Origin of the sequence: Xanthomonas sp. D-109, assembly GCF_017746095.1 — a bacterium.
Lineage (GTDB): Bacteria > Pseudomonadota > Gammaproteobacteria > Xanthomonadales > Xanthomonadaceae > Xanthomonas_A > Xanthomonas_A sacchari.
This window is the reverse complement of sequence record NZ_JAGHWV010000019.1, coordinates 14,659-34,780: the sequence shown is the minus strand read 5'-3', so window position 1 is coordinate 34,780 and position 20,122 is coordinate 14,659. Positions and strand designations below refer to the sequence as shown.

The 20,122-nt window shown below is 71.6% G+C and carries 15 protein-coding genes; 7 read left to right on the top strand and 8 right to left on the bottom strand.

All coding sequences use genetic code 11. From position 1 onward, the window contains the following. Positions 1-48: 48 nt before the first annotated feature. The 5 genes from J7357_RS16935 (at position 49) to J7357_RS16915 (ending at position 5,270) form a co-directional block, all read left to right on the top strand. A complete protein-coding gene (locus J7357_RS16935) occupies positions 49-1,755 on the top strand; it encodes an alkaline phosphatase (RefSeq protein WP_209248291.1) in 1,707 nt (568 codons plus the stop codon). Continuing rightward, the gene (locus J7357_RS16930; protein WP_343237426.1) at positions 1,752-2,327 is read left to right on the top strand and encodes a WG repeat-containing protein; all 576 of its coding nucleotides are present in this window, start codon (positions 1,752-1,754) and stop codon (positions 2,325-2,327) included. The genes J7357_RS16935 and J7357_RS16930 overlap by 4 nt, the downstream gene beginning before the upstream one ends. Positions 2,328-2,787: 460 nt before the next feature. Beyond that, positions 2,788-4,104: a tRNA lysidine(34) synthetase TilS gene (gene tilS, locus J7357_RS16925; RefSeq protein ID WP_244667618.1), complete on the top strand. Its 1,317-nt coding sequence runs from the start codon at positions 2,788-2,790 to the stop codon at positions 4,102-4,104. Between the two features lie 31 nt (positions 4,105-4,135). Next, positions 4,136-4,399, top strand: coding sequence for an exodeoxyribonuclease VII small subunit (locus tag J7357_RS16920; RefSeq protein WP_160947972.1), 264 nt, complete (start codon positions 4,136-4,138; stop codon positions 4,397-4,399). Further along, the gene (locus J7357_RS16915; RefSeq protein WP_209248287.1) at positions 4,389-5,270 is read left to right on the top strand and encodes a polyprenyl synthetase family protein; all 882 of its coding nucleotides are present in this window, start codon (positions 4,389-4,391) and stop codon (positions 5,268-5,270) included. Before J7357_RS16920 ends, J7357_RS16915 begins: the two co-directional genes overlap by 11 nt. A gap of 200 nt (positions 5,271-5,470) precedes the next feature. Here J7357_RS16915 and J7357_RS16910 read toward each other — a convergent pair whose 3' ends face one another. Then, positions 5,471-7,027: a beta-xylosidase gene (locus J7357_RS16910; RefSeq protein ID WP_244667617.1), complete on the bottom strand. Its 1,557-nt coding sequence runs from the start codon at positions 7,025-7,027 to the stop codon at positions 5,471-5,473. A 257-nt stretch (positions 7,028-7,284) separates the two neighbouring features. On the opposite strand from J7357_RS16910, the gene J7357_RS16905 reads away from it, so the two are divergent. Further along, positions 7,285-8,379, top strand: a complete 1,095-nt coding sequence (locus J7357_RS16905) for a M35 family metallo-endopeptidase (RefSeq protein ID WP_209248285.1) — start codon at positions 7,285-7,287, stop codon at positions 8,377-8,379. A 93-nt stretch (positions 8,380-8,472) separates the two neighbouring features. On the opposite strand, the gene J7357_RS16900 is transcribed toward J7357_RS16905, so the two are convergent. From J7357_RS16900 to pmbA, 5 genes are all read right to left on the bottom strand, one after another. Continuing rightward, positions 8,473-9,606 (bottom strand): DUF1501 domain-containing protein, encoded by a 1,134-nt coding sequence (locus J7357_RS16900; protein WP_209248283.1) that lies wholly within the window; start codon positions 9,604-9,606, stop codon positions 8,473-8,475. A gap of 37 nt (positions 9,607-9,643) precedes the next feature. After that, complete coding sequence (locus J7357_RS16895; RefSeq protein WP_209248281.1) at positions 9,644-11,071, bottom strand: DUF1800 domain-containing protein; 1,428 nt, start codon at positions 11,069-11,071, stop codon at positions 9,644-9,646. A 172-nt stretch (positions 11,072-11,243) separates the two neighbouring features. Beyond that, on the bottom strand, positions 11,244-11,621 hold the full coding sequence (locus J7357_RS16890) for a DUF4870 domain-containing protein (RefSeq protein WP_010344465.1): 378 nt from the start codon (positions 11,619-11,621) through the stop codon (positions 11,244-11,246). Positions 11,622-11,797: 176 nt separating this feature from the next. Continuing rightward, complete coding sequence (locus J7357_RS16885; RefSeq protein ID WP_209248279.1) at positions 11,798-12,196, bottom strand: DUF4870 domain-containing protein; 399 nt, start codon at positions 12,194-12,196, stop codon at positions 11,798-11,800. Positions 12,197-12,233: 37 nt separating this feature from the next. Beyond that, a complete protein-coding gene (gene pmbA / locus J7357_RS16880; RefSeq protein WP_209248277.1) occupies positions 12,234-13,598 on the bottom strand; it encodes a metalloprotease PmbA in 1,365 nt (454 codons plus the stop codon). A 95-nt stretch (positions 13,599-13,693) separates the two neighbouring features. Between pmbA and yjgA the strand changes: the two genes are divergently transcribed. Next, on the top strand, positions 13,694-14,290 hold the full coding sequence (gene yjgA, locus J7357_RS16875) for a ribosome biogenesis factor YjgA (protein ID WP_209248275.1): 597 nt from the start codon (positions 13,694-13,696) through the stop codon (positions 14,288-14,290). A 156-nt stretch (positions 14,291-14,446) separates the two neighbouring features. Here the strand turns inward: yjgA and tldD are convergent, their stop codons facing one another. Both tldD and J7357_RS16865 read right to left on the bottom strand, forming a co-directional pair. Next, a complete protein-coding gene (gene tldD / locus J7357_RS16870; RefSeq protein ID WP_209248273.1) occupies positions 14,447-15,889 on the bottom strand; it encodes a metalloprotease TldD in 1,443 nt (480 codons plus the stop codon). A gap of 182 nt (positions 15,890-16,071) precedes the next feature. Further along, positions 16,072-19,965, bottom strand: a complete 3,894-nt coding sequence (locus J7357_RS16865; protein ID WP_209248271.1) for a YhdP family protein — start codon at positions 19,963-19,965, stop codon at positions 16,072-16,074. Positions 19,966-20,122: the final 157 nt, after the last annotated feature.

Genomic DNA, 20,122 nt, shown 5'->3' with positions numbered 1-20,122 from the left:
CAGCCGGCATAATGCGGGGGACTTCGTTGTTCAGGACCCGTTCCGCGTATGCGCCTTCTCGTTTCCGCCCTCGCCGCCGCCTCCACCCTGCTGCTGGGTGCCTGCGCCAGCACGCCGCACGCGCCGGCTGCCAGCGCCAACGTCGCGCCGATCGCCGTCCCCGCCGTGGCCCATCCGGCCGGCGAGACCCCGGCCTGGTGGTACCGCAGCGGCGCCGCCAAGGCCGCCAACAACGGCGCGATGCGCGGCAAGGCCAAGAACGTCATCCTGTTCCTGGGCGACGGCATGAGCCTGACCACGGTCGCCGCCGCGCGCATCCTCGACGGCCAGCGCAAGGGCGCTTCCGGCGAGGAGAACCAGCTGTCGTGGGAGGCGTTCCCGGCCACCGCGCTGAGCAAGACCTACAACACCGATTCGCAGACGCCCGACTCGGCCGGCACCATGACCTCGATCACCACCGGGGTGAAGACCCACATGGGCGCGATCGGCGTGTCCGCCGGCAAGCGCGATGCCTGCGCCGACAGCCTCGGCAAGCAGTTGCTGAGCTGGCTCGAACTGGCCGACAGCGCCGGCATGGGTACCGGCATCGTCACCACCACCCGGCTGACCCACGCCACCCCGGCCGCGACCTATGCGCACGTGCCCGAGCGCAACTGGGAAAGTGATGCCGACCTGCCGGAGAAGGCAGTGGCCGAAGGCTGCCGCGACATCGCCCAGCAGATGGTGAGCGCGCGCTTCGGACGCGGCCCGCAAGTGATGCTGGCCGGCGGCCGCGGCCAGTTCACCACCGTCGAGCAGCGCGACCCGGAGTACGACGACAAGGTCGGCCTGCGCCTGGACGGCCGCGACCTGGTCGGCGAATGGCGCCAGCGCCATCCGCAGGGCGCCTACGTGTGGACCCGCGGACAACTGGAAGCGGCGCAGAACGCACCGGCGCTGCTGGGCCTGTTCGAGCCGGACCACATGCAGTTCGACCACGACCGCGACCGCAGCGCCAATGGCGACCCGAGCCTGGCCGAGATGACCAAGGCCGCGATCCGCACCCTGTCGCAGGACAAGAACGGCTATGTGCTGATGGTCGAAGGCGGCCGCATCGACCATGCGCACCACGCCGGCAACGCCTACCGCGCGCTGGACGAGACCATCGCCCTGTCGCAGGCGGTGCAGGCCGCGGCGGAGGCGACCTCGGCCGAGGACACGCTGATCATCGTCACCGCCGACCACTCGCACACGCTGAACTTCGTCGGCTACCCGCAGCGCGGCAACCCGATCCTGGGCAAGGTGCGCGGCACCAGCGGCGAGGACGCCAACACCGGCGACCTGGCGCTGGACGGCAACGGCCAGCCCTACGCCACGCTCAGCTACGCCAACGGCCCCGGCTACACCGGCGCCAGCAACCAGCAGCCGGCCGGGATCAAGACCTTCCCGCATGCACCGAGCAATTTCGAGCCGGCCAACGGCCGTCCCGACCTGACCCATGTCGACACCGAAAGCCCGGATTTCATGCAGGAAGCGCTGGTGCCGACCAAGGCCGAGACCCACGGCGGCGACGACGTCGGCATCTGGGCGCGCGGCCCCGGCAGCAACGCGTTCCGCGGCAGCCTGGAAGAGAACGTGATCTACCACGTGATCGTGCAGGCCACCCCGACCCTGCGCGCACGGCTGTGCCAGGCCGGCACCTGCAACGGCGACGGCGTGCCGGTGGAACTGCCCAAGCCGACGGCGTTCATGACCAGCGCCGCGACCGCGCAGTGAGCCGCCTCCAGCCCCGGCCGTGGCGCCGTGGCCGCCTGCGTGCGGCAGCGGCGTTGCTCGCGCTGGCGACAATCGCAGCCGCTGCACAGGCGCAGGCGCAGGCGCAGCCCGACGACGCCTGCCGGCTCGGCGATCCGACCACCGACCGCGACGTCGTGCCGGGCTGCAAGGTTGGCGCCGACGGACGCCTGGCACTGACGCCGCAGGCGCTGCGGCACCTGCACTTCGATCGCGACGGGCTGGCGTTGCTGAGCGTCGGCGCGCGGTTCTACTACGTCCGCGCCGATGGTCGCAGCCTGCCGGTGATCACCTGGGACAACGGCCCGGATGGTTTCACTGAAGGCCTGACCCGCGGCATTTTCAAGGGCAGGATCGGCTTCTACGACCGGCGACTGCGCGAGGTGATCGCGCCGGTCCACGACTTCGCCTGGCCGTTCGAGCACGGCGTGGCCGAGGTCTGCGACGGCTGCCGCGCCGGCACGCCCGACGCCGATGGGCACACGCCGATGCAGGGCGGCCGCTGGTACTCCATCGATCGCCACAACCGCGAAGTGCCGGCGCCCAAGCGCTGAGCCGATGATCGTATGCGGCATCGCCGCGTTGTCGCGGAGAACTTGGCCAAGGCTGCTCCTCTGCAACGCGTCTCTTTGAATTTCCCGCGATGTCGCGGGAAGCGCATCCTCCGCAAAGTGAGACATCCCCGCGTCGGGACTGAAGCCTCTCCCACAGGGCGCCAGCCAACGTTTGCGCTGTTTCAGACGCCGTCTCGCGCCGACCACAGGCTGGGCGTCGCGTGCAGACGGCCAACATCGAGCGGGCACCGGACTGACCAAGCATCCGGGACAGCCCCGAGTGTCGACACCTGCTCTTGTGGGAGGGACTTCAGTCCCGACGCGATTAGCTGAAAGGCGTGGGGACTGAAGTCCCTCCCACAATGCTGCCAAGCTCCAAGACGTCGCCATGCCACGCTTCGCGCTGACCTGCGCTTGCGTCTACAGTGACGCGATGCCGTCGCATGCCTCTCCGTCCCCGTTGTCCGCACTCGCCGCCGCACTGCCCGATCCGGCGCCGGCGCCGCTGCTGCTCGGCCTCAGCGGCGGGCTGGATTCGACCGTGCTGCTGCACCTGCTCGCGCAACAAGCGTCCTACCGAGATGCCGGCCTGCGTGCGCTGCACGTGCACCATGGCCTGCATGCCGAGGCCGATGCATGGGCCGCGCATTGCGCGCACCTATGCGCGGCGCTGGCGGTGCCGCTGCAGGTGGTGCGGGTGCAGGTGCCGCGCGACAGCGGCGATGGCCTGGAAGCGGCCGCGCGGCAAGCACGGCGCCAGACCTTCGCGCAGGCGCTGCAGCCCGGCGAGTGGCTGGCGCTGGCGCAACACCGCGACGACCAGGCCGAGACCTTCCTGCTGCGTGCGCTGCGCGCCTCCGGCCCGGATGGCCTGGCGGCGATGCAGGCGCTGTCCGATTTCGCCGGCAGCCGCCTGTGGCGGCCGCTGCTGGCGCAGCCGCGCACTGCGCTGCATGCCTATGCGCAGCAGCACGGCCTGCAGTGGATCGACGACCCCAGCAACGCCGATCCCGGCTTCGATCGCAATTTCCTGCGCCTGCAGGTGTTGCCGTTATTGCGGCAGCGCTGGCCGCATGCCGACGCCGCCCTCGCCCGCAGCGCGCAGCTATGCGCCGACGCCAGTGCACTGCTGGAGGCGGACGACCGCACGGCGCTCGATGCGCTGCAGGACGCCCCGGGCGCTCCGCTGCCGCTCGCCCCGCTGCGCGCCCTGCCCGCGGCGCGACGCGCACGCGTGCTGCGCCACTGGGTCGCGCAGGCGGGCCTGCCGCCGTTGCCGGCGGCCGGCCTGGCCGCGATCGAACACGACCTGCTGCAACCGCGCGCCGACGCCGCGGCGCAGTTCGCCTGGCGCGACGCTTGCGTGCGCAGTTGGCGCGACACGCTGTACGCCGAGCAGGCACGCGCGCCATGGCCTGCCGACTGGCAGGCGCAGTGGGACGGCCGCGCGCCGCTGCCATTGCCCGATGGCCGCCGCCTGCACCTGCGCGCCGAGACCGCACTGGCCTTCGACACGCCACTGCTGGTGCGCGCGCGCCGCGGCGGCGAACGCCTGCGCCTGCCCGGACGCACGCAGTCGCAGGCGCTCAAGCACCTGCTGCAGGCGCATGCGCTGCCGCCGTGGCAGCGCATGCGCCTGCCGCTGCTGTTCGATGCCGCGCAACTGTTGGCCGCCGGACCGGACCTGCTGGCCGCGCCGCTGCACGATTGGCTGCAGGCGCACGCTGCACGCCTGGAGCTGGATCCGCTGCCGGCGCCGGCGCGCGGCTCGCATTGACCCTGCTGCCGCCGCCGCGCACACTTTCGCCATGCCCAAGAAGCCCCAAGACGATGCCTCCCCAGTCGCCCGCTTCGAGCAGTCGCTCGAAGAACTGGAAGTGCTGGTGGAGAAGATGGAAGCCGGCGACCTCAGCCTGGAACAGTCGCTCAGCGCCTACGAGCGCGGCGTGGGCCTGTACCGGCAATGCCAGCAGGCGCTGGAGCAGGCCGAATTGCGCGTGCGCCTGCTCAGCGATCCCGAACAGCCCGACAGCGCCGAACCTTTCGACCCCGTGCCGCCCCATGGCGGCTGAGGCGGCGTTCGCACGCTGGCGCGAGCGGGTGGAAGCCGGGCTGCAGGCGCAGTTGCCGGCGGCCACGCTGGCGCCGCAACGCCTGCACGCGGCGATGCGCCACGCCACCCTCGGCGGCGGCAAGCGCATGCGCCCGCTGCTGGTCTACGCCAGCGGCGCGCTGTTCGGCGCCGATGCCGCGCGCCTGGATGCGCCGGCGCTGGCGGTGGAACTGATCCACGCCTATTCGCTGGTGCACGACGACCTGCCGGCGATGGACGACGACGCCCTGCGCCGCGGCCAGCCGACCGTGCACATCGCCTTCGACGAAGCCACCGCGATCCTCGCCGGCGATGCGCTGCAGAGCCTGGCGTTCGCGCTGTTGGCCAATGCCGAGGACGCGGCGCCGACACTGCGCGTGCAGTGGCTGCAGACCCTGGCCGAGGCCGCCGGCGCGGCCGGCATGTGCGGTGGGCAGGCGCTGGACATCGACGCCACCGGCCGCGTGCAGGCCCTGGCCGACCTGCAACGCATGCATGCGCTGAAGACCGGCGCGCTGATCCGCGCCAGCGTGCGCCTGGGCGCACTCGGCGGTGGCGCCGATGCCGATGCGCTCGCGCAGCTGGATACCTTCGCCACCGCGCTGGGCCTGGCCTTCCAGGTGCGCGACGACATCCTCGACGTCGAAGCCAGCTCCGAACAGCTCGGCAAGACCGCCGGCAAGGACGCGGCACAGGCCAAATCCACCTACCCGGCCCTGCTCGGCATGGACGGCGCCAAGGCCAAGCTGGCCGAACTGGCGCAGGCGATGCGCGACAGCCTGCACGGCTACGGCGACGCCGCCGATGCGCTGGCGGCACTGGCGCGGCTCGCGGTCGATCGCGCGCACTAGCGCACTGCGCCTGCACGCGTGCCGGCGTGCGACACGTGTCTCGCGCAAGCCGCACGGACACACACACGACGCCAGCAGGCTGCTGTGCCGGCGGAGCGCAGCGCACGCCCACGCCACGAATGCGTGGCTGCAAGCGCGGCCGAGGCTGCTCCCGCGCCAATCGGCGCACGCACCGTGCCCACGACAGACAGGGCACGCGCTCAGCGCGGACGCAGCTCCAGCAGTACCACATCGTTGGCACGCATCGGCACGTCGAGCTGCGCGCGGCCATCGCGGCGCACCCGCAACTGTCGCAGCGCCGGCGCATCGGCGGTCAACGCCTGCAAGCGGCGTAACTGCGTCGCGCTCAGCGTCGTCGGCGCGCCCATGCGCAGGTAGGCGCTGTAGGCATCGTTGGCGTCGAAACCGGTGCGGCGGATCGCCACGCGGTAGGCACCCGGCGCAAGCCCGCGCAATTGCAGGCGCAGCGGCGGCGCCGGCGCGGCCGGCAGCACCTGGGTGAAATAGGGGCGATTGCTCTTGTCCTGGTGCGGCGCGACGAACTCCCAGGCCAGCACCTTCAGCACGCCGTCGTCGTAGGTCGCGTAGCTCTGCGGGTCGGCATTGCGCAATTGGCGTTCGCCCAGCGCGTTGAGATACCGATAGGCGAAGTACGCCGGCTTGCGCAGGCCCTGCGGGTTGAGCAGCCCGAACCCGCCCTGGAACGGCGCTGTCGGCGGCCCCGGTTCCTCGAACAGGTCGCTGTAGGTCCAGTAGCTCATGCCCTGCGCCAGTCCTTCCACCGCGCGCAGCTTGCTCAGGATGTAGGCCGCGCTCAGGTAGCTGTCGTGCACCGGGTCGCGCGGCGTGTAGCTGCTGCTCCATTCGGTGAAGTACAACGGCAACCCGGGCATTGCCGAGTCCTGGATCTGCGCACGCACGCGGCGCACGTCGCCGCTGATCGCATCCGGCGCAGGCGACAGCCTGGTGTCGCTCTGGCCCTGCTCGTCCAGGAAGCCGCCGTCCACGCCATAGGTGTGGGTGGTGATGAAGTCCACCGGCGTGCCCGTCGCATGCGCCTGGGCGATGAAGGCCGGCACCCAGTCCGCGCCCGCGGTGGCCGGACCGCCCACCCGCAGCTGCGGATCGATGCGCTTGAGCGTGCGCGCGGTCGCCGCGTACAGCGCGAAATAGGCAGGTTGATCGGCGCCTTCCCAGAAGCCGGCGAGATTCGGCTCGTTCCAGACCTCGAAATACCAGTGGCGCACTTCGTCCTCGCCGTAGCGCTGGCGCAGGTGGCGCACGAAGGCATCCACCAGCCCGGTCCACCGGTCCAGCCGCGGGTGCGAGGTGTTGCCCTTCCAATAGAAGATGTATTGGTCGGAGGTCTTCATCGCCTCCGGAGTGAACCCAAGTTCGACGAACGGGCGGATGCCCATGCCGAGCAGGCGGTCGTACAGACGATCGATCCCGCTCCAGTCGTAGCGCGGCTGTCCGTCGACCTCGCGGTAGGTGCCCAGCGCGTCATGGAAGATCGCGTGGAAGCGCACGTAGCGGAACCCCAGTTCGTCCCGCGCGGTGCGCAGCTGCGCCAGGCTGTCCTCGCGCTGCAGCGTGCCCGGATAGTCCGCGCCGACCGACAGATCGTAGAAGCGATCGCGTGGCGTGGTCGGCCCCTGCACGTCCAGCACGATCGCGCGCGGCGTGACCGACGCGGCGAAGGCCACGCACGACCACGCGGCCACCACAACCGCCGAGAGCAGGCGCAGACATCGCATGGCGGTTCCCCTGCATGAGGTGGACGCCGACTCTAGCATCGCCGCGACGGTGCGTTCATCGACGCTCAGGCAACGCGTCATCGCGATGCAGCGGATGTGGCGCCGCGTGCCTCGGTGACGCCGATATTGAGACCTGGCGCGCGCTTCGCTGGACGAAATCGAAGACAAACGCGCGTCGGGCGCGCACGCGCGCGACACCGGGCTAGTTTGCTTCGGCCCCTGTCATGGGGCGCCCACCTTCGACGGAGAGAGACTGCATGAAACACGCATCCCGGATCTCGGCAGCGATCGGCTTCAGCCTGGTCGGCATCATCTCGGCAGCCACCGCGCAATCGCAACTCACGCGCACGCCCGCACCGCTGCAGGTCGAACTGACCCCGGTCGCCGACGCCGACGGCCAGCAGCGCGGCCAGATGGCGGTGACCGTCCGCAACACCGGCGCGCAGGTCGCGCGCGTGCCCAAGTGGGAACTGCCGCTGGGCGATCTCGACAACGCGCTGTTCCAGGTCCAGCGCGACGGCAAGCCGGTGGATTACGTCGGGCGCCTGGTCAAGCGCGCCGCGCCGCGTGCCGAGGACATGGTGGTGCTGCAGCCGGGCGAAACGCGTCAGGCGCAGATCGATCTCGGCCAGGCCTACGACCTGACCCGCAGCGGCACCTACAGCATCCGCCTCGACGCGCCGCTGCAGGGCGCCGCGTTCGCCGATGGCGCGCGCATGCTGCGCGCCGACGGCGAGCCGCAGACCCTGTCCAGCGCGCCGCTGACGGTGTGGCTGGACGGCGGCCGCGGCCGCGCCGTGCGCAACGACCTGATGGTCGGCCCGCAGGCGGTAGTCAATGGCATCAACTACGCCTCGTGCAGCACCAGCCAGATCAGCACCATCGGCAGCGCGGTCAGCGCGGCGCGCACCTACTCGCAGAACGCCAAGACCTACCTCAACGGCGGCAGCACCGGCGCGCGCTACACCACCTGGTTCGGCGCCTACAACGCCAGCCGCTACAGCACCGCCACCTCCAACTTCGTCAACATCGATTCGGCGATCGACCAGAACAACGGGCAGATCACCATCAACTGCGGCTGCAGCGACAGCTCCTACGCCTACGTCTATCCGGATCAGCCGTACCAGATCTACGTGTGCAACGCGTTCTGGAGCGCGCCGGTGACCGGCACCGACTCCAAGGCCGGCACCCTGATCCACGAAATGAGCCACTTCAGCGTGGTCGCCGGCACCCAGGACTACGCCTACGGCCAGAGCGCGGCCAAGAGCCTGGCTACCAGCAATCCGGCGCGCGCGGTGAAGAACGCCGACAGCCACGAGTACTTCGCCGAGAACAATCCGTCGCAGAACTGAGTCCGCTGCGCCGGTGAGTGCCCGGGCGCCGACCCGCCGTCGGCGCCCGGTTCGCGTGCGGCCCGTGCCGCACGCCTTGGTGGCCGGGGTGGCCTAGGCCACCAATCCTTCCAACCTCGACAATCCCGCACTGCCGGGAAACACCTGGGTGTCCAGCGCGCGCTCGGACACGCCCAGATGCGCAGCGAGCACGTGCCGGAACAGGCTGCGCAGGTCGCTGGTGGCACGCAGATCGCGGCCCTGGTTCAAGGCCCGCGGCGACAGCCCGGGCCAGTCTCCGGCGATGCGCCCGCCACGCACCGCGCCGCCAGCCAGGAAGGCCACGCCGCCGGTGCCATGGTCGGTCCCGCCGGTGCCGTTCACCGCCGCGGTGCGGCCGAACTCGGTCACTACCGCGACCACGCTGCGCGACCAGCAGGCCTGCGCGCCATCGTGGAACGCGCGCAGCCCCGCATCCAGTTCGCCCAGCTTGCGCTGCAGCACCGCGGCCTGGTTGCCGTGGGTGTCCCAGCCGGCATCCTCGACGAAGCCGATCCGTGGCCCGTCGGGCTTGGCCATGAAGCTGGCCGCCGCGCTCATCGCCTGCGGCAGTTGCCCGCCCTTGACGCTGTCCACCTGCATGCCCTGCTCGCGCAGCGCGCGCGCGAAATCGCCGGCCAGCTGCGGATCGGCGGCATACAGCGGCTGCAGGCGCTGCAGCAGGATCGGATTGACCGCGCTCGGCAGCGGCGGCGACCAACTGGTGACTGCGCCCGGGCCGCGCATGATCAGCGGCGTCACCGCACTCACCGACACCGCCTCGGCGCCGTGCAGGGCCAGCGCGCAGCGGTTGAGCCAGCCGCTGGAGGCGCCGCTGGGCCGCGCGGTGCCGTTCTCCAGGCAATCCTGCGCCTCGAAGTGCGAGCGCTCGCGGTACGGCGGCGCCACCGCCACCACCGGCAGCCATTGCTTGCGCGCGTACAGTTCGTGCGCGAACGCCAGCGCCGGGTGCAGCGCGAAGCTGCCGTCCAGGGCCAGGGTCTGCTGCGGCGCCAGTGCGCCGCGCAGGCGTGCGTAGTCGGGATCGGCGGTCGGCACCAGCGCGTGCAGCCCGTCCAGCGCGCCGCGCAGCAGCACCACCAGCAGGCGCGTGTCGGCGCCCGGCGCGGCCAGGCCGTTGCCCGACCACAGGCTCAACACGGTGGCCGCACCGCTGGCGGCAAGGAAACGACGGCGTGTCAGTTGCATCGGAGCTTCTCCCATCGCGGATCGGACCGCACGCCGCTCAGGCGCGCCATTGGAAGGCCGGGCTGGCCAGCAGCACCGCCACGCCTTCGCGCGGCGATTCGGCACGCCGCACCGCGGTCAGCGTGTCCGCATCCGGACCGTCGCCGAACGCGGTCGCGGCCAGTGCCAGCGGATCCCCCGGAGCCATCCCCGCGAGCGCCTCGGCGGCCTGCACGCGCTTCCACAGCGCGTCGGCACCGCTCCATTCCGCCGCGACGTCGGCATAGCCGGCCGGCGAGCGCGGGGTGAACGGCGGCTGCCCCATCCGCGCCAGCAGGGTCAGCACGGTCTTCTGCTGCGGCGGCGCCTCGGGCCAGATACCTCCGGCGCGCAGTGCCGACACCACGAAATCCTGCGGCGGCTTGAACTTGCGCGCCTGTGCGTCCCAGGCCTCGGGGCTGTCGATCAGGGCGCGGTAGACGTGGCGCAGATCGCCATCGCTGCGCCGCCACGCGTCGGCCATGCGCTGCACCAATGCCGGCGGCGGCTCGTCGCGGACGAAGTGCCTAGCCAGCTTGAACGAGACGTGCTGCGCGGTGGCCGGGTGCCGCGCCAGCGCCGTCAGGATCGCCCCGCCCTGCGCCACGCCGTCCTCGGCATAGCGCCGACCCAGCACCAGGCGGCTGCCGGCGGCATGCGCCGGCGCACGGAACACGAAGGCGGTCTCGGGCATGCCCTGCTCGACATCGCGCGGGGCCGGCACGCCCCAGCCGGTGATCGCGCGCGCCAGTTCGGTGACGTCGGCCTGGATATAGCCGCCGTCCACGCCGAGGGTGTGCAGTTCCAGGATCTCGCGCGCCAGGTTCTCGTTGAGCCCCAGGCGGCGCGCCGGGCGTTCGGGATCCATGCGCATGGCCCGGCGCTGCGCGCGTTGCGCCAGCAGCGAGTCGGGGCCGACCGAATTGGCGTTGTCCAGGTAGCGCAGCATCGCCGGGTGCCGCTCCACCGCCAGCAGCAGGTCGGCGAAGCGGCCCATGCAGTGCGGGCGGATCGCCTCGCGTTCCATCGGCGCCGCGTACAGCGCGGCCGCACGCTTGTCGACCGAGACCGCGAAATGATTGGACCAGAACTGCACCAGGCGCTCGGCGAATCCGGCCGGGGTGGACACCGCGACCCGGTAGCGCGCCGCCAGTTCCTGCGCCTGTGCCTGCCGGTACAGCCCGCGCGCGGCCTGCTGCGCCTGCAGGGCGGCCTGCTGCGGATCGCCGGCAGCCTGCTGCCGCGCCTGGCGGCGCTCGCGCTGGTAATCGGCCTCGCGGCGCAGGTAGGCCAGGCTGTCGGGCAGGCCCTGCAACTCCGCCGCCAGCGGCGGCGACTGCAACTGCGCGGCGAGCCAGTCGCGCGGCTCGCCCATGGCCGCCAGTTCCCCGGGACGGGCACCCAGACCGAAGCGGTTGGCGGCGCTCAAGCTCTCGCGGCGGATCATGCGGCGCTCCGGTGATGGCGACAGCCTTGCAAACGCACCGCTCGGGCCGCGGTTGACCGGCCGGCGGCGGCGTTACGCTCGGCCGCCCTGCGGTCTCCCGCCGGAGCGCAGTGCGGGCACAAAAAAGGCCCGGCGCAACGGCCGGGCCTTCGGAGATGCCTCGCAGGTGCGCTTACTTGATCAGGCGCAGCGCGAACGGGTAGCGGTAGGCGACGCCTTCGTTGGCCTTGATGCCGGCCAGGATGCACAGCACCAGGTTCACCACCCACACCACCGGCGCGAGCAAGCCGCCGATGATGATCACGCTGAGCACCATGCAGATCACGTAGGCGATGGCGATGGTGATCTGGAAATTCAGCGCTTCCTTGGCCTGATCGTTGAGGAAGGACTTGGCCGGGTTGTCCTTGTTCACCAGCCAGATGATCAGCGGCACGATGAACCCGAGGAGGATCCCCGACAGATGGGTGATCAGCGCGACCGTGCGGTCTTCCTGGGGGCCTGCCGAGGCCGGCGGCGGCGGCGGGGCGGTGACGTTGTCGAATTCGCTCATCGGTATTCCGTTCCTTTGGTGGTGAGGGGACAAGACGTTTGGCGCGTCACTCTCGGCGGCTGGCGCAGCGCTGTCAAGCCAAGCCGGCAAGGCGGGAAGACGCCTCCACGGGCTCAAGGATCGCCCCCTCGGCAACCGCGGCGCTGATTCGACGCCCCATACGGCAGCGGATCGCGCTAGCGGAGACCGAGCATGGCCTTGGCCGCCGCGTATAGGCTGACGCCCATCGCCACAAGCAGCATCAGGACCAGCAGCCACCCGAACACGAGCACGGCACCGAAGATCAGCACGCTCGGCGCCAGCAAGACCGCACTCAGCAGGGACAGGCCGAGGCCCATCCGCATGGCCTGGCGCGCGTGTTCGGCGACGAACGGCTGCCTGCCCCGCATCGCCCACCATTGCGCGCCCGGCAACAGCCACAGCAACAGCAGCCACCACAGCGCATAGCCCAGGTGCACATTGCAGGCGGCGAACAAGCCGATCCACATCGACAGATGCGCAAATGCCGCCGGCGCGCGCTGCCACGCCGGCGCGGGGCCGTCGGCGATCGTGTGCTCGGTGGCGCTTGCCTGCATGCCTGTGCGTCCTTGCGCGCTGCCTGCGTTGCGGCCCTCAGTCGTTGCCGGCCACCGTCATCCGGCCGACCAGCACCGCCCCGATGTGCACGTGCGAGCGCACGTCGATGTCGGCACCCACCGCCTCGATGTCCTGGAACATCTGCCGCAGGTTGCCGGCGATGGTGATCTCGTCCACCGGATAGGCGATTTCGCCGTTCTCGATCCAGAACCCGCCGGCGCCGCGCGAGTAATCGCCGGTCACAGGGTTGACGCCGTTGCCCATCAGGTCGGTGACCAGCAGGCCGCGCGGCAGGCCCTTGAGGATGGCCTGCAGGTCAGCCGCGTTGGCCGCCACCTGCAGGTTGTGCACGCCGCCGGCGTTGGCCGTGGTCTGCAGGCCCAGCTTGCGTGCCGAATAGCTGCCCAGCACATAGCGCTGCAGCACGCCGTCGCGCACCAGCGGCGCCTCGCGGGTGGCCACGCCCTCGCCGTCGAAGGCGGCCGAGCGCAGGCCGCGGCGCAGGTGCGGCCGTTCGTCGATCGCGAACCACTCGGGGAACAGGCGGGTGCCGGCGCTGTCGAGCAGGAAGCTGGCGCGACGGTACAGCGCGCCGCCGGACACGGCGCCGAGCAGATGCCCGATCAACGAACGCGCCATTTCCGGCGCGAACAGCACCGGCACCTCGCCGGTCGGCAGCGAGCGCGGCTGCAGCCGCGCCACCGTGCGCTCGGCGGCGCGGCGGCCGATCGCCGAGGCGCGCTCCAGGTCCTCGCGCGCCAGCGCGCTGCTGTACCAGCCATCGCGCTGCATGCCGTCGCCCTGCCCGGCGATCAGCGTGCAGGCGAGCGAATGATGGGTGCTGCGCTCGCAGCCGATGAAACCATGCGAATTGGCGTACACCGACAGGCTCTCGCTGGTGCCGGCCGAGGCGCCGTCGGAATTGCTGATGCGCGCATCGGCGTCGCGGCCGGCGGCCTCGCAGGCCAACGCCAGGTCGATCGCCTCCTCGGCCTGCAGCGGCCACGGATGCCAACGGTCGAAATCCGCCTGCTCGCGCGCCATCAGCGCCGCCTCGGCCAGGCCGGCGGCCACGTCGTCCTCGGTGTAGCGGGCGATGGCGCAGGCCTGGGCCACGGTGGCCTCCAGGCTGGACTCGTGCAGGTCGGCGGTGCTGGCGCTGCCCTTGCGCTGGCCAAAGTAGACGGTGACGCCGATGCCGCGGTCGCGGGTGGATTCCACGGTCTCCACCGCGCCCAGGCGCACGTTGACGTCCAGCCCGCGGTCTTCGCTGCAGCTGACCTCGGCCTGGCTGGCGCCGAGCGCGCGGGCGCGTGCCAGCAGCCGTTCGGCGATGTCGGACAGGCGCTCCAGGCGCTGCTGGCTGTCGTCGCGGTGCAAATCGGGGGTGATCGCGTTCAATGCTTTATCCTTGTTGTGCGAATCCCTTCGCCCCTGTCCGGCCGTCCTGGCCGGATGTGTTGATTTGATTTCCAGCCCGATCGAGTAGTACGAGCATGCGCGGACGCGACGAAGACACCGGTGAATTCCGCGGCGAAAGCCGCAGCCAGCAACGCCGCGAGGCGCTGGAAGTGCTGAGCCTGGGCGAGAAGCTGGTGGCGCTGACCCCGGCGCAGTTGGCCAAGCTGCCGGTGCCCGAGTCGCTGCTGCCGCACATCGCCGAGACCAAGCGCATCACCTCGCACATCGCGCACAAGCGGCAACTGGCGTTCCTGGCCAAGCAGATGCGGCGCGAGGACGAGGCGGTGCTGGAAGCGATCCGCGAGGCGATGGACGTCAACAGCGACAGCGCGCGCCGCGAAGTGGCGGCCATGCACCGGGTCGAGGACTGGCGCGAACGGCTGCTCGCCGAAGGCGACACCGCGCTGGCCGAGCTGCTGGCCGAACACCCCGACGCCGACCGCCAGCGGCTGCGCCAGCTGGTCCGCAACGCCAAGGACGAACGGCTGAAGAACAAGCCGCCGCATGCTTACCGCGAGTTGTTCCGGGAACTGCGCGAAATGATCCTGGGTGGTGCGTCGGCAATGGGGAATGGAGAATCGGAATCCGAAGAAGCCGACGAAGACGCGGCGTTCGACGACACGCGCGACTGAGGCGCGTGGCAGCCGGCTGCCACGCACGGCCTCCGCCACACTCCCAGCCCAGCGAGCGCGGCGCGCGATGAACCTACCCGCCAGGCCGGCACTGCCGCAGCGCATCGCGGCGCCCGCTTTACCGATTCCCAATTCCCGAATCCCCACTACCGGCCCCTAAGCCGTCCCGCCCACAGTCAGCCCGTCGATCAGCAGCGACGGCTGGCCCACGCCCACCGGCACGCTCTGCCCGTCCTTGCCGCAGACGCCGACGCCTTCGTCCAGTGCCAGGTCGTGGCCGATCATCCGCACCTTCTGCATGGTCTCCGGGCCATTGCCGATCAGGGTGGCGCCCTTCACCGGCGCGGTGACCTTGCCGTCCTCGATCAGGTAGGCCTCGGTGGCCGAGAACACGTACTTGCCGCTGGTGATGTCGACCTGGCCGCCGCCGAAGTTGACCGCGTACAGGCCCTTCTTCACCGAGCGGATCATCTCCTGCGGGTCGTGCTGGCCGGCGCGCATGTAGGTGTTGGTCATGCGCGGCATCGGCAGGTGCGCGAACGATTCGCGGCGGCCGTTGCCGGTGGGCGCCACGCCCATCAGCCGCGCGTTGAGCGTGTCCTGCATGTAGCCGACCAGCACGCCGTCCTCGATCAGGGTGGTGCAGTTCGTCGCGGTGCCCTCGTCGTCGACGTTGAGCGAACCGCGGCGGCCGTCCAGGGTGCCGTCGTCGACGATGGTGACGCCGGGCGAGGCCACGCGCTGGCCGATGCGGCCGGCGTAGACGCTGGTGCCCTTGCGGTTGAAGTCGCCTTCCAGGCCATGGCCGACCGCCTCGTGCAGCAGCACGCCGGGCCAGCCCGGGCCCAGCACCACCTGCATCACCCCGGCCGGCGCCGGCACCGCCTCCAGGTTCACCAGCGCCTGGCGCAAGGCCTCGCGGGCGAAGGCTTCCGGACGGCCGTCGGCGAACAGCGTGGTGTAGTCGTAGCGGCCGCCGCCGCCGGCATAGCCGGATTCGCGGCGGCCCTGCTGTTCGACGATCACCTGTACGTTGAGCCGCACCAGCGGGCGCACGTCGGCGGCGAGCACGCCGTCGCTGCGCGCCACCAGCACCGTGTCCACGCCGCCGGACAGGCTGACCATCACCTGCTGCACGCGCGGATCGGCGGCGCGCAGGTACTGGTCGAGCCGCCGCAGCAGCTCCACCTTGTGCGCGTTGTCCATCGCGTCCACCGGGTCCAGCGCCGGGTACAGCGCACGGCCGCCGCCGCGCTGCAGCGCGTGCGCCGGCTGCGCGCCGCCGTCGCGGGAGATGGCCCGCGCCGACTGCGCCGCGGCCAGCAGCGCGTCGCGGTGGATGTCGTCGGAATAGGCGAAGCCGGTCTTCTCGCCGGAGATCGCGCGCACGCCCACGCCCTGCTCGATGGAGTGGGCGCCGTCCTTGACGATGCCGTCTTCCACGCTCCAGCTCTCGCGCCGCGAATGCTGGAAATACAGGTCGCCGAAGTCGATGCCGGGGCCGAGCAGCGTGCCGAAGGCGCGCTCCAGGCTGGTGGCATCCAGGCCGGCGGGAAGCAACAGGCGGGTTTCGGCAAGGCTCAGGGCGTGATCGTTCATGGGCTCAACATGGGGGAGGAAGGCGCGCAGCGCAAGCGGCGGGCGCCACCGCACGGGAATGGACAGCGCGCCGTGGGTCTCTGTCATCACCACGTCCCTTGCGTAGGAGCGGCTTCAGCCGCGAGGGGCGTTACCGGTCATGCCCCTCGCGGCTGAAGCCGCTCCTACGGACGGCGCGCGATCTAGGGCGTACCCGACGGCGCCGGCGGCCTCGCCGATTCGCGCTCGATCACGTCCACCTTGGGGTCCTTCCACGGCCCGGTGACCCGGTAGGTGCGCGCGCCGATGTTGCCCAGCGGCTTGCCCAGCACCGCGTTGGCGGCGGCGCCGACCGCCGCGCCGACCGGCCCGCCGGCCACCGCGCCGACCACGGTCAGCAGGTTGCCAGACTTGGGATTGACGTCGATGGTCTGGTCGAACTGCTGCGCGCGCAGGTCGGCCTCGCCGCGCACCTTGATCTCCGCAGCCGGACCATCGATGACCAGGTTGTCGCTGCGCGCCATGCCGTCGCCGAAGCGGATCTGGCCGTCGATGCGGTTGAAGGCGAACCCCTTGGAGAAGAAGTCGCGGAAATCGAACATCAGCCGCCGCGGCAGTTGCGCCACGCTGAGCAGGCCGAGCACGCGCCCGGCGCCCGGGTTCAGTTCCAGCAGCTGGCCGTTGCGCGCGGCCACGTCGAGCTGGCCCTGCACCGTGGCCAGTTGCAGACCGGACGGTGTGCCCGGCCAGGCGGCGCTGAGCGTCAGCTGGCCTTCGCCGCCGCGCACCTGCCCGCCGAAGTCCAGGTTCTGCATCAACTCGCCCAGGTCGCGGCTGTCGACGCTGGCGTTGAGCCGGGTGCGGGCGGTGGCGCCCTTGCCGCGCCAGTCGCCGCTGATGTCGATCTTCTGCTTGTCCGAGCGCAGGTGCAGCTGGTCCACCTGCATGCCGTCGGCGAGCTTGCGCGTACGCAGCGAAGCCGCGCCGAGCGTCATCGCGCCGAAGCGCAGGTCGTCCACGTCCAGCGCCAGCGCCGGGATCGCCGCCGGGTCCAGGCTGTCGGCGAACGGGCCGGCCGGGACCGGGCCGGCGCTGCCGGCCACGCCGCTGTCGGCGGGCGTGGCGACCACCGCGGTCGGCGTGCCGTCCGCCACCGGCAACGCGGCCGTGGCCGAGCGCCAGTGCACCCGCGCCAGGCGCCCGCCGAGCACGCCGCCGTCCTTGGTCGGCACGCTGAGGTCGCCGGCCAGGGCCGGGCCGTCCAGGTGCACGTCGATGCTGTCGGCCTGCGGCAGCAGGCGCAGGCGGGTGCTGTCGAACACCCCGCCCAGCAACAGCAGGTGGTCGGCGAGGATGTCGATGCGGCGCAGCGGCATCGGGTCTTCGCCGCCGTTGGCCGCGGCGGCGTTCGGATCGGGGCGGCTGACCACGCCGATCCAGTCGATGGCGTTCAGCGCCGCGGTGCGCCCGCTCACCACCAGGCCGCTGGCCGGCGGTTCGTCGGCAACGTGGTCGCTGCCCATCACCACGCGCACGCCGGTCTTGCCGCCCTGGCTGCGCGCGGCCAGCGCCATCAGCTTGCCGAAGGCCACCTCGATGCGGCCGCTGCCGACCGGCAGCGGCACGTTGACGGACGTCGCCAGCGGTGTCGCCGGCGCCTTGTCCATCGGCGCCGGCATCAACAGTTCGGTGCCGACCAGGTCCGAGCGCAGCTGCAGCCGGGTCGGCGGCTGCGCGCCGCCGTCGGGCGTCTTGGGCAGGCCGACGCCGATGTTCCAGCGCGAGCGGCCCTGCACGTAGGGCTTGAGCCAGGCCATTTCCGGCACCCGGTCGAGCAGTTCATTGGCGTCCAGCGCCGCGCTCAGCGCGGCCTCGAAGGCCTGCTGAGGATCCTGCACGCCGTCGCCGGCACGCAGCGCCAGTTCGCCCTGGTGCCCCTGATAGGCCACGCTCAGCTTCTGCGCGGCGAATCCGGTATCGCTGTAATCGGCGCTGCCGCGCATGTCGTCGAAGGCCAGGTCCCAGCGCTTGTCGGCGATGTGCGCGCCGAGCAGGTCGACCGTGCCGCGCAGGTGGTGGGTGCCGACACCGGCACGCAGCGGCTGCAGCAGGTCGAAGGTGACATCCGCCGGCCCCGAGGCGCTGAGCGCATCCAGGGTGTCGCCGTAACGGGCGCGCAGCGGGCTCTGCCGCAGCATCGCCAGCAACTTGCCGGTCTCGGCGCGGGTGCTGGCCAGCACGCTGAGCTGGCCTTCCTTGTAGTCGGGCAGCGCCGCCGACAATTGCTCCACCGGCACCCCGCCCATGCTGCCGCGGCCGTGCACCTCGAAGCCGTTGCCGATGAAGGCGACGCTGGCGTCCACGTTCTCCACCGCCGGCCAGTCGTGCTGGAAGCGCACCTTGGCATCCTCCAGCCGCGCGGTCGCCTCGAAGCGGCCGTTGTGGTCGGCGAACGGCCAGTCGTCCAGGTCGCCGGAGACCAGCGCATGGCCGTCGCGCAGGCGCCCGCCCTGCAACGCGGCGTCGAGCCAGTCGGTGGCGGCCTTGCTCATCTTGGAATGGACCCAGAACGTCTTGGCCGCCACCACCGGCGCGTCCTGCAGGTCGGCGGCCAGGTCGATCCACGGCCGCGAGCCGTCGTCCTGGAAGCGCAGCCCGCCGCGCACGTCGGCGCCGTAGTCGCTGCCCTGCACGCGCAGCCCCGGGGTCGCCACGCGCAGGCCGTCGCCGTCGCGGAAGGCGACGATGCGCCCGGCCAGCTGGACCTGGTGGACCACACCGAAGCCGGTTGGCCAGTCGACGCGGACCGGGCTGCCGGCCTCCAGCGCCAGTTCGCCGGCCTGCGCGTCGCCGTCGAAGCGACCGCGCAGCCCGCTGACACCCGGCGCGCCGCCGGCCGGCGCGAACGCCAGCTCGGCCAGGCGGCCCTGGCCGTACAGCGGCCCACCCGGAACCCCGTTCACCGCCACTTCGGTCAGTTGCAGGCGCGGCTTCGCCACCGCCAGCCAGCTGCGCAGGCTGGGCGAAAGACGGTCGCTGAGTCCGGCCACCGCGATCAGCGGCGCCACGTCGAGATGCTCGCCGAACAGGGCGAAGCGGCGCCCGCCGGCCACGGTCAGCCCATCCAGGCGCTGCAGCGGCTGTCCGGCCTGGCCGAACTGCAGCTGCGGCGCATCCAGCCGCCAGCCGCCGTCGATCTGGCGCCAGCGCGCCATCGCACGGAACGTGCTGAAGGCCAGCGACGGCCGGGTACGGCCGTCGGCCAGCGGCGCGCCGCGCAGCCGCAGATCGCGCAGCGTGGCCTGCACGGTCACTCCGGCGACGCGGCGCTGCTGCAGGTCCAGCCAGCCCTGGACCTCGCCGACGCCGCCCTGCAGTTCGATCCCGGCGGCATGCAGCAGGCCGGCCCAGCCGGCCAGCTCCGCCGGGCGCACCGCCAGATACGCCTGGCCGTCGCCGCTGCGGCGGTCCAGATCCAGCACCGCGGTCAGCGGCGCCTGTTGCAGGTCGCTCCAACCCTGCACGCCCACCTGCAGGCGCTCGCCGTTCACGCGCATCCGCAGGTCGATCTTGGGCACCTGCGCTTCCAGGCCCAGCGACGGCGCGTGCACGCGCAGGCGGCCGTCGATGACCTGCAGTTCGCCGAGCCCCTGCAGCGCATCCAGCGGATCGCCGCCCTGCCCCGAGGTCGGCAGGCCCTGCACGCTCCAGTTGCCGTCGTCGGCGCGCAGCAGGGTCAGCGCCAGCCCGCGCAGGCGCAGTTCGGTGAACGAGCGTCCGGGCAGCAGCCCCGCGTACATCGACACCAGCACCTCGGCCTGGCCGATGCGCACGCCCTCGCCGGCGCCGATGCGCAGGCCGTCCAGGCGCAACAACGGACCGCGCCGGGTCCAGGCGGTCTCCAGCCGGTCGAAGCGGATCGGCCGCCCGGCGCGTTCGCTCAGCCACGCCGCCACCTGTTGCGGATGCTGCTCCACGAACGGCAGCGCCTGGCTCAGCGCCCCCACCGCCAGGGCCACGCACACCAGCCCGATCGCCACCGCGTAGAACGCGAAACGGCGAGCCAGGCGCAGGCGGCGGCGCAGGGGGGGATGCATCAGGTGCGGGGAGTGGGGAATCGGGAATGGGGAATCGCAAAAGCAGCACGCGAACCGCTCATTGCCGCGTGAAATTCGACCAAGGAATCCAGGGACGCGTCAGCGCCGACAGCGCGCTCTTCCCCCATTCCCCATTCCCGATTCCCCACTCCCAGCC

Excerpts from the sequence above, each read along its gene's own strand:
- J7357_RS16935 (WP_209248291.1), top strand. The coding sequence starts at position 49 with ATGCGCCTTCTCGTTTCCGCCCTCGCCGCCGCCTCCACCCTGCTGCTG.
- J7357_RS16920 (WP_160947972.1), top strand. The coding sequence starts at position 4,136 with ATGCCCAAGAAGCCCCAAGACGATGCCTCCCCAGTCGCCCGCTTCGAG.
- J7357_RS16915 (WP_209248287.1), top strand. The coding sequence starts at position 4,389 with ATGGCGGCTGAGGCGGCGTTCGCACGCTGGCGCGAGCGGGTGGAAGCC.
- J7357_RS16910 (WP_244667617.1), bottom strand. The coding sequence starts at position 7,027 with ATGCGATGTCTGCGCCTGCTCTCGGCGGTTGTGGTGGCCGCGTGGTCG.
- J7357_RS16905 (WP_209248285.1), top strand. The coding sequence starts at position 7,285 with ATGAAACACGCATCCCGGATCTCGGCAGCGATCGGCTTCAGCCTGGTC.
- J7357_RS16900 (WP_209248283.1), bottom strand. The coding sequence starts at position 9,606 with ATGCAACTGACACGCCGTCGTTTCCTTGCCGCCAGCGGTGCGGCCACC.
- J7357_RS16895 (WP_209248281.1), bottom strand. The coding sequence starts at position 11,071 with ATGATCCGCCGCGAGAGCTTGAGCGCCGCCAACCGCTTCGGTCTGGGT.
- J7357_RS16890 (WP_010344465.1), bottom strand. The coding sequence starts at position 11,621 with ATGAGCGAATTCGACAACGTCACCGCCCCGCCGCCGCCGCCGGCCTCG.
- J7357_RS16885 (WP_209248279.1), bottom strand. The coding sequence starts at position 12,196 with ATGCAGGCAAGCGCCACCGAGCACACGATCGCCGACGGCCCCGCGCCG.
- yjgA (WP_209248275.1), top strand. The coding sequence starts at position 13,694 with ATGCGCGGACGCGACGAAGACACCGGTGAATTCCGCGGCGAAAGCCGC.
- tldD (WP_209248273.1), bottom strand. The coding sequence starts at position 15,889 with ATGAACGATCACGCCCTGAGCCTTGCCGAAACCCGCCTGTTGCTTCCC.
- J7357_RS16865 (WP_209248271.1), bottom strand. The coding sequence starts at position 19,965 with ATGCATCCCCCCCTGCGCCGCCGCCTGCGCCTGGCTCGCCGTTTCGCG.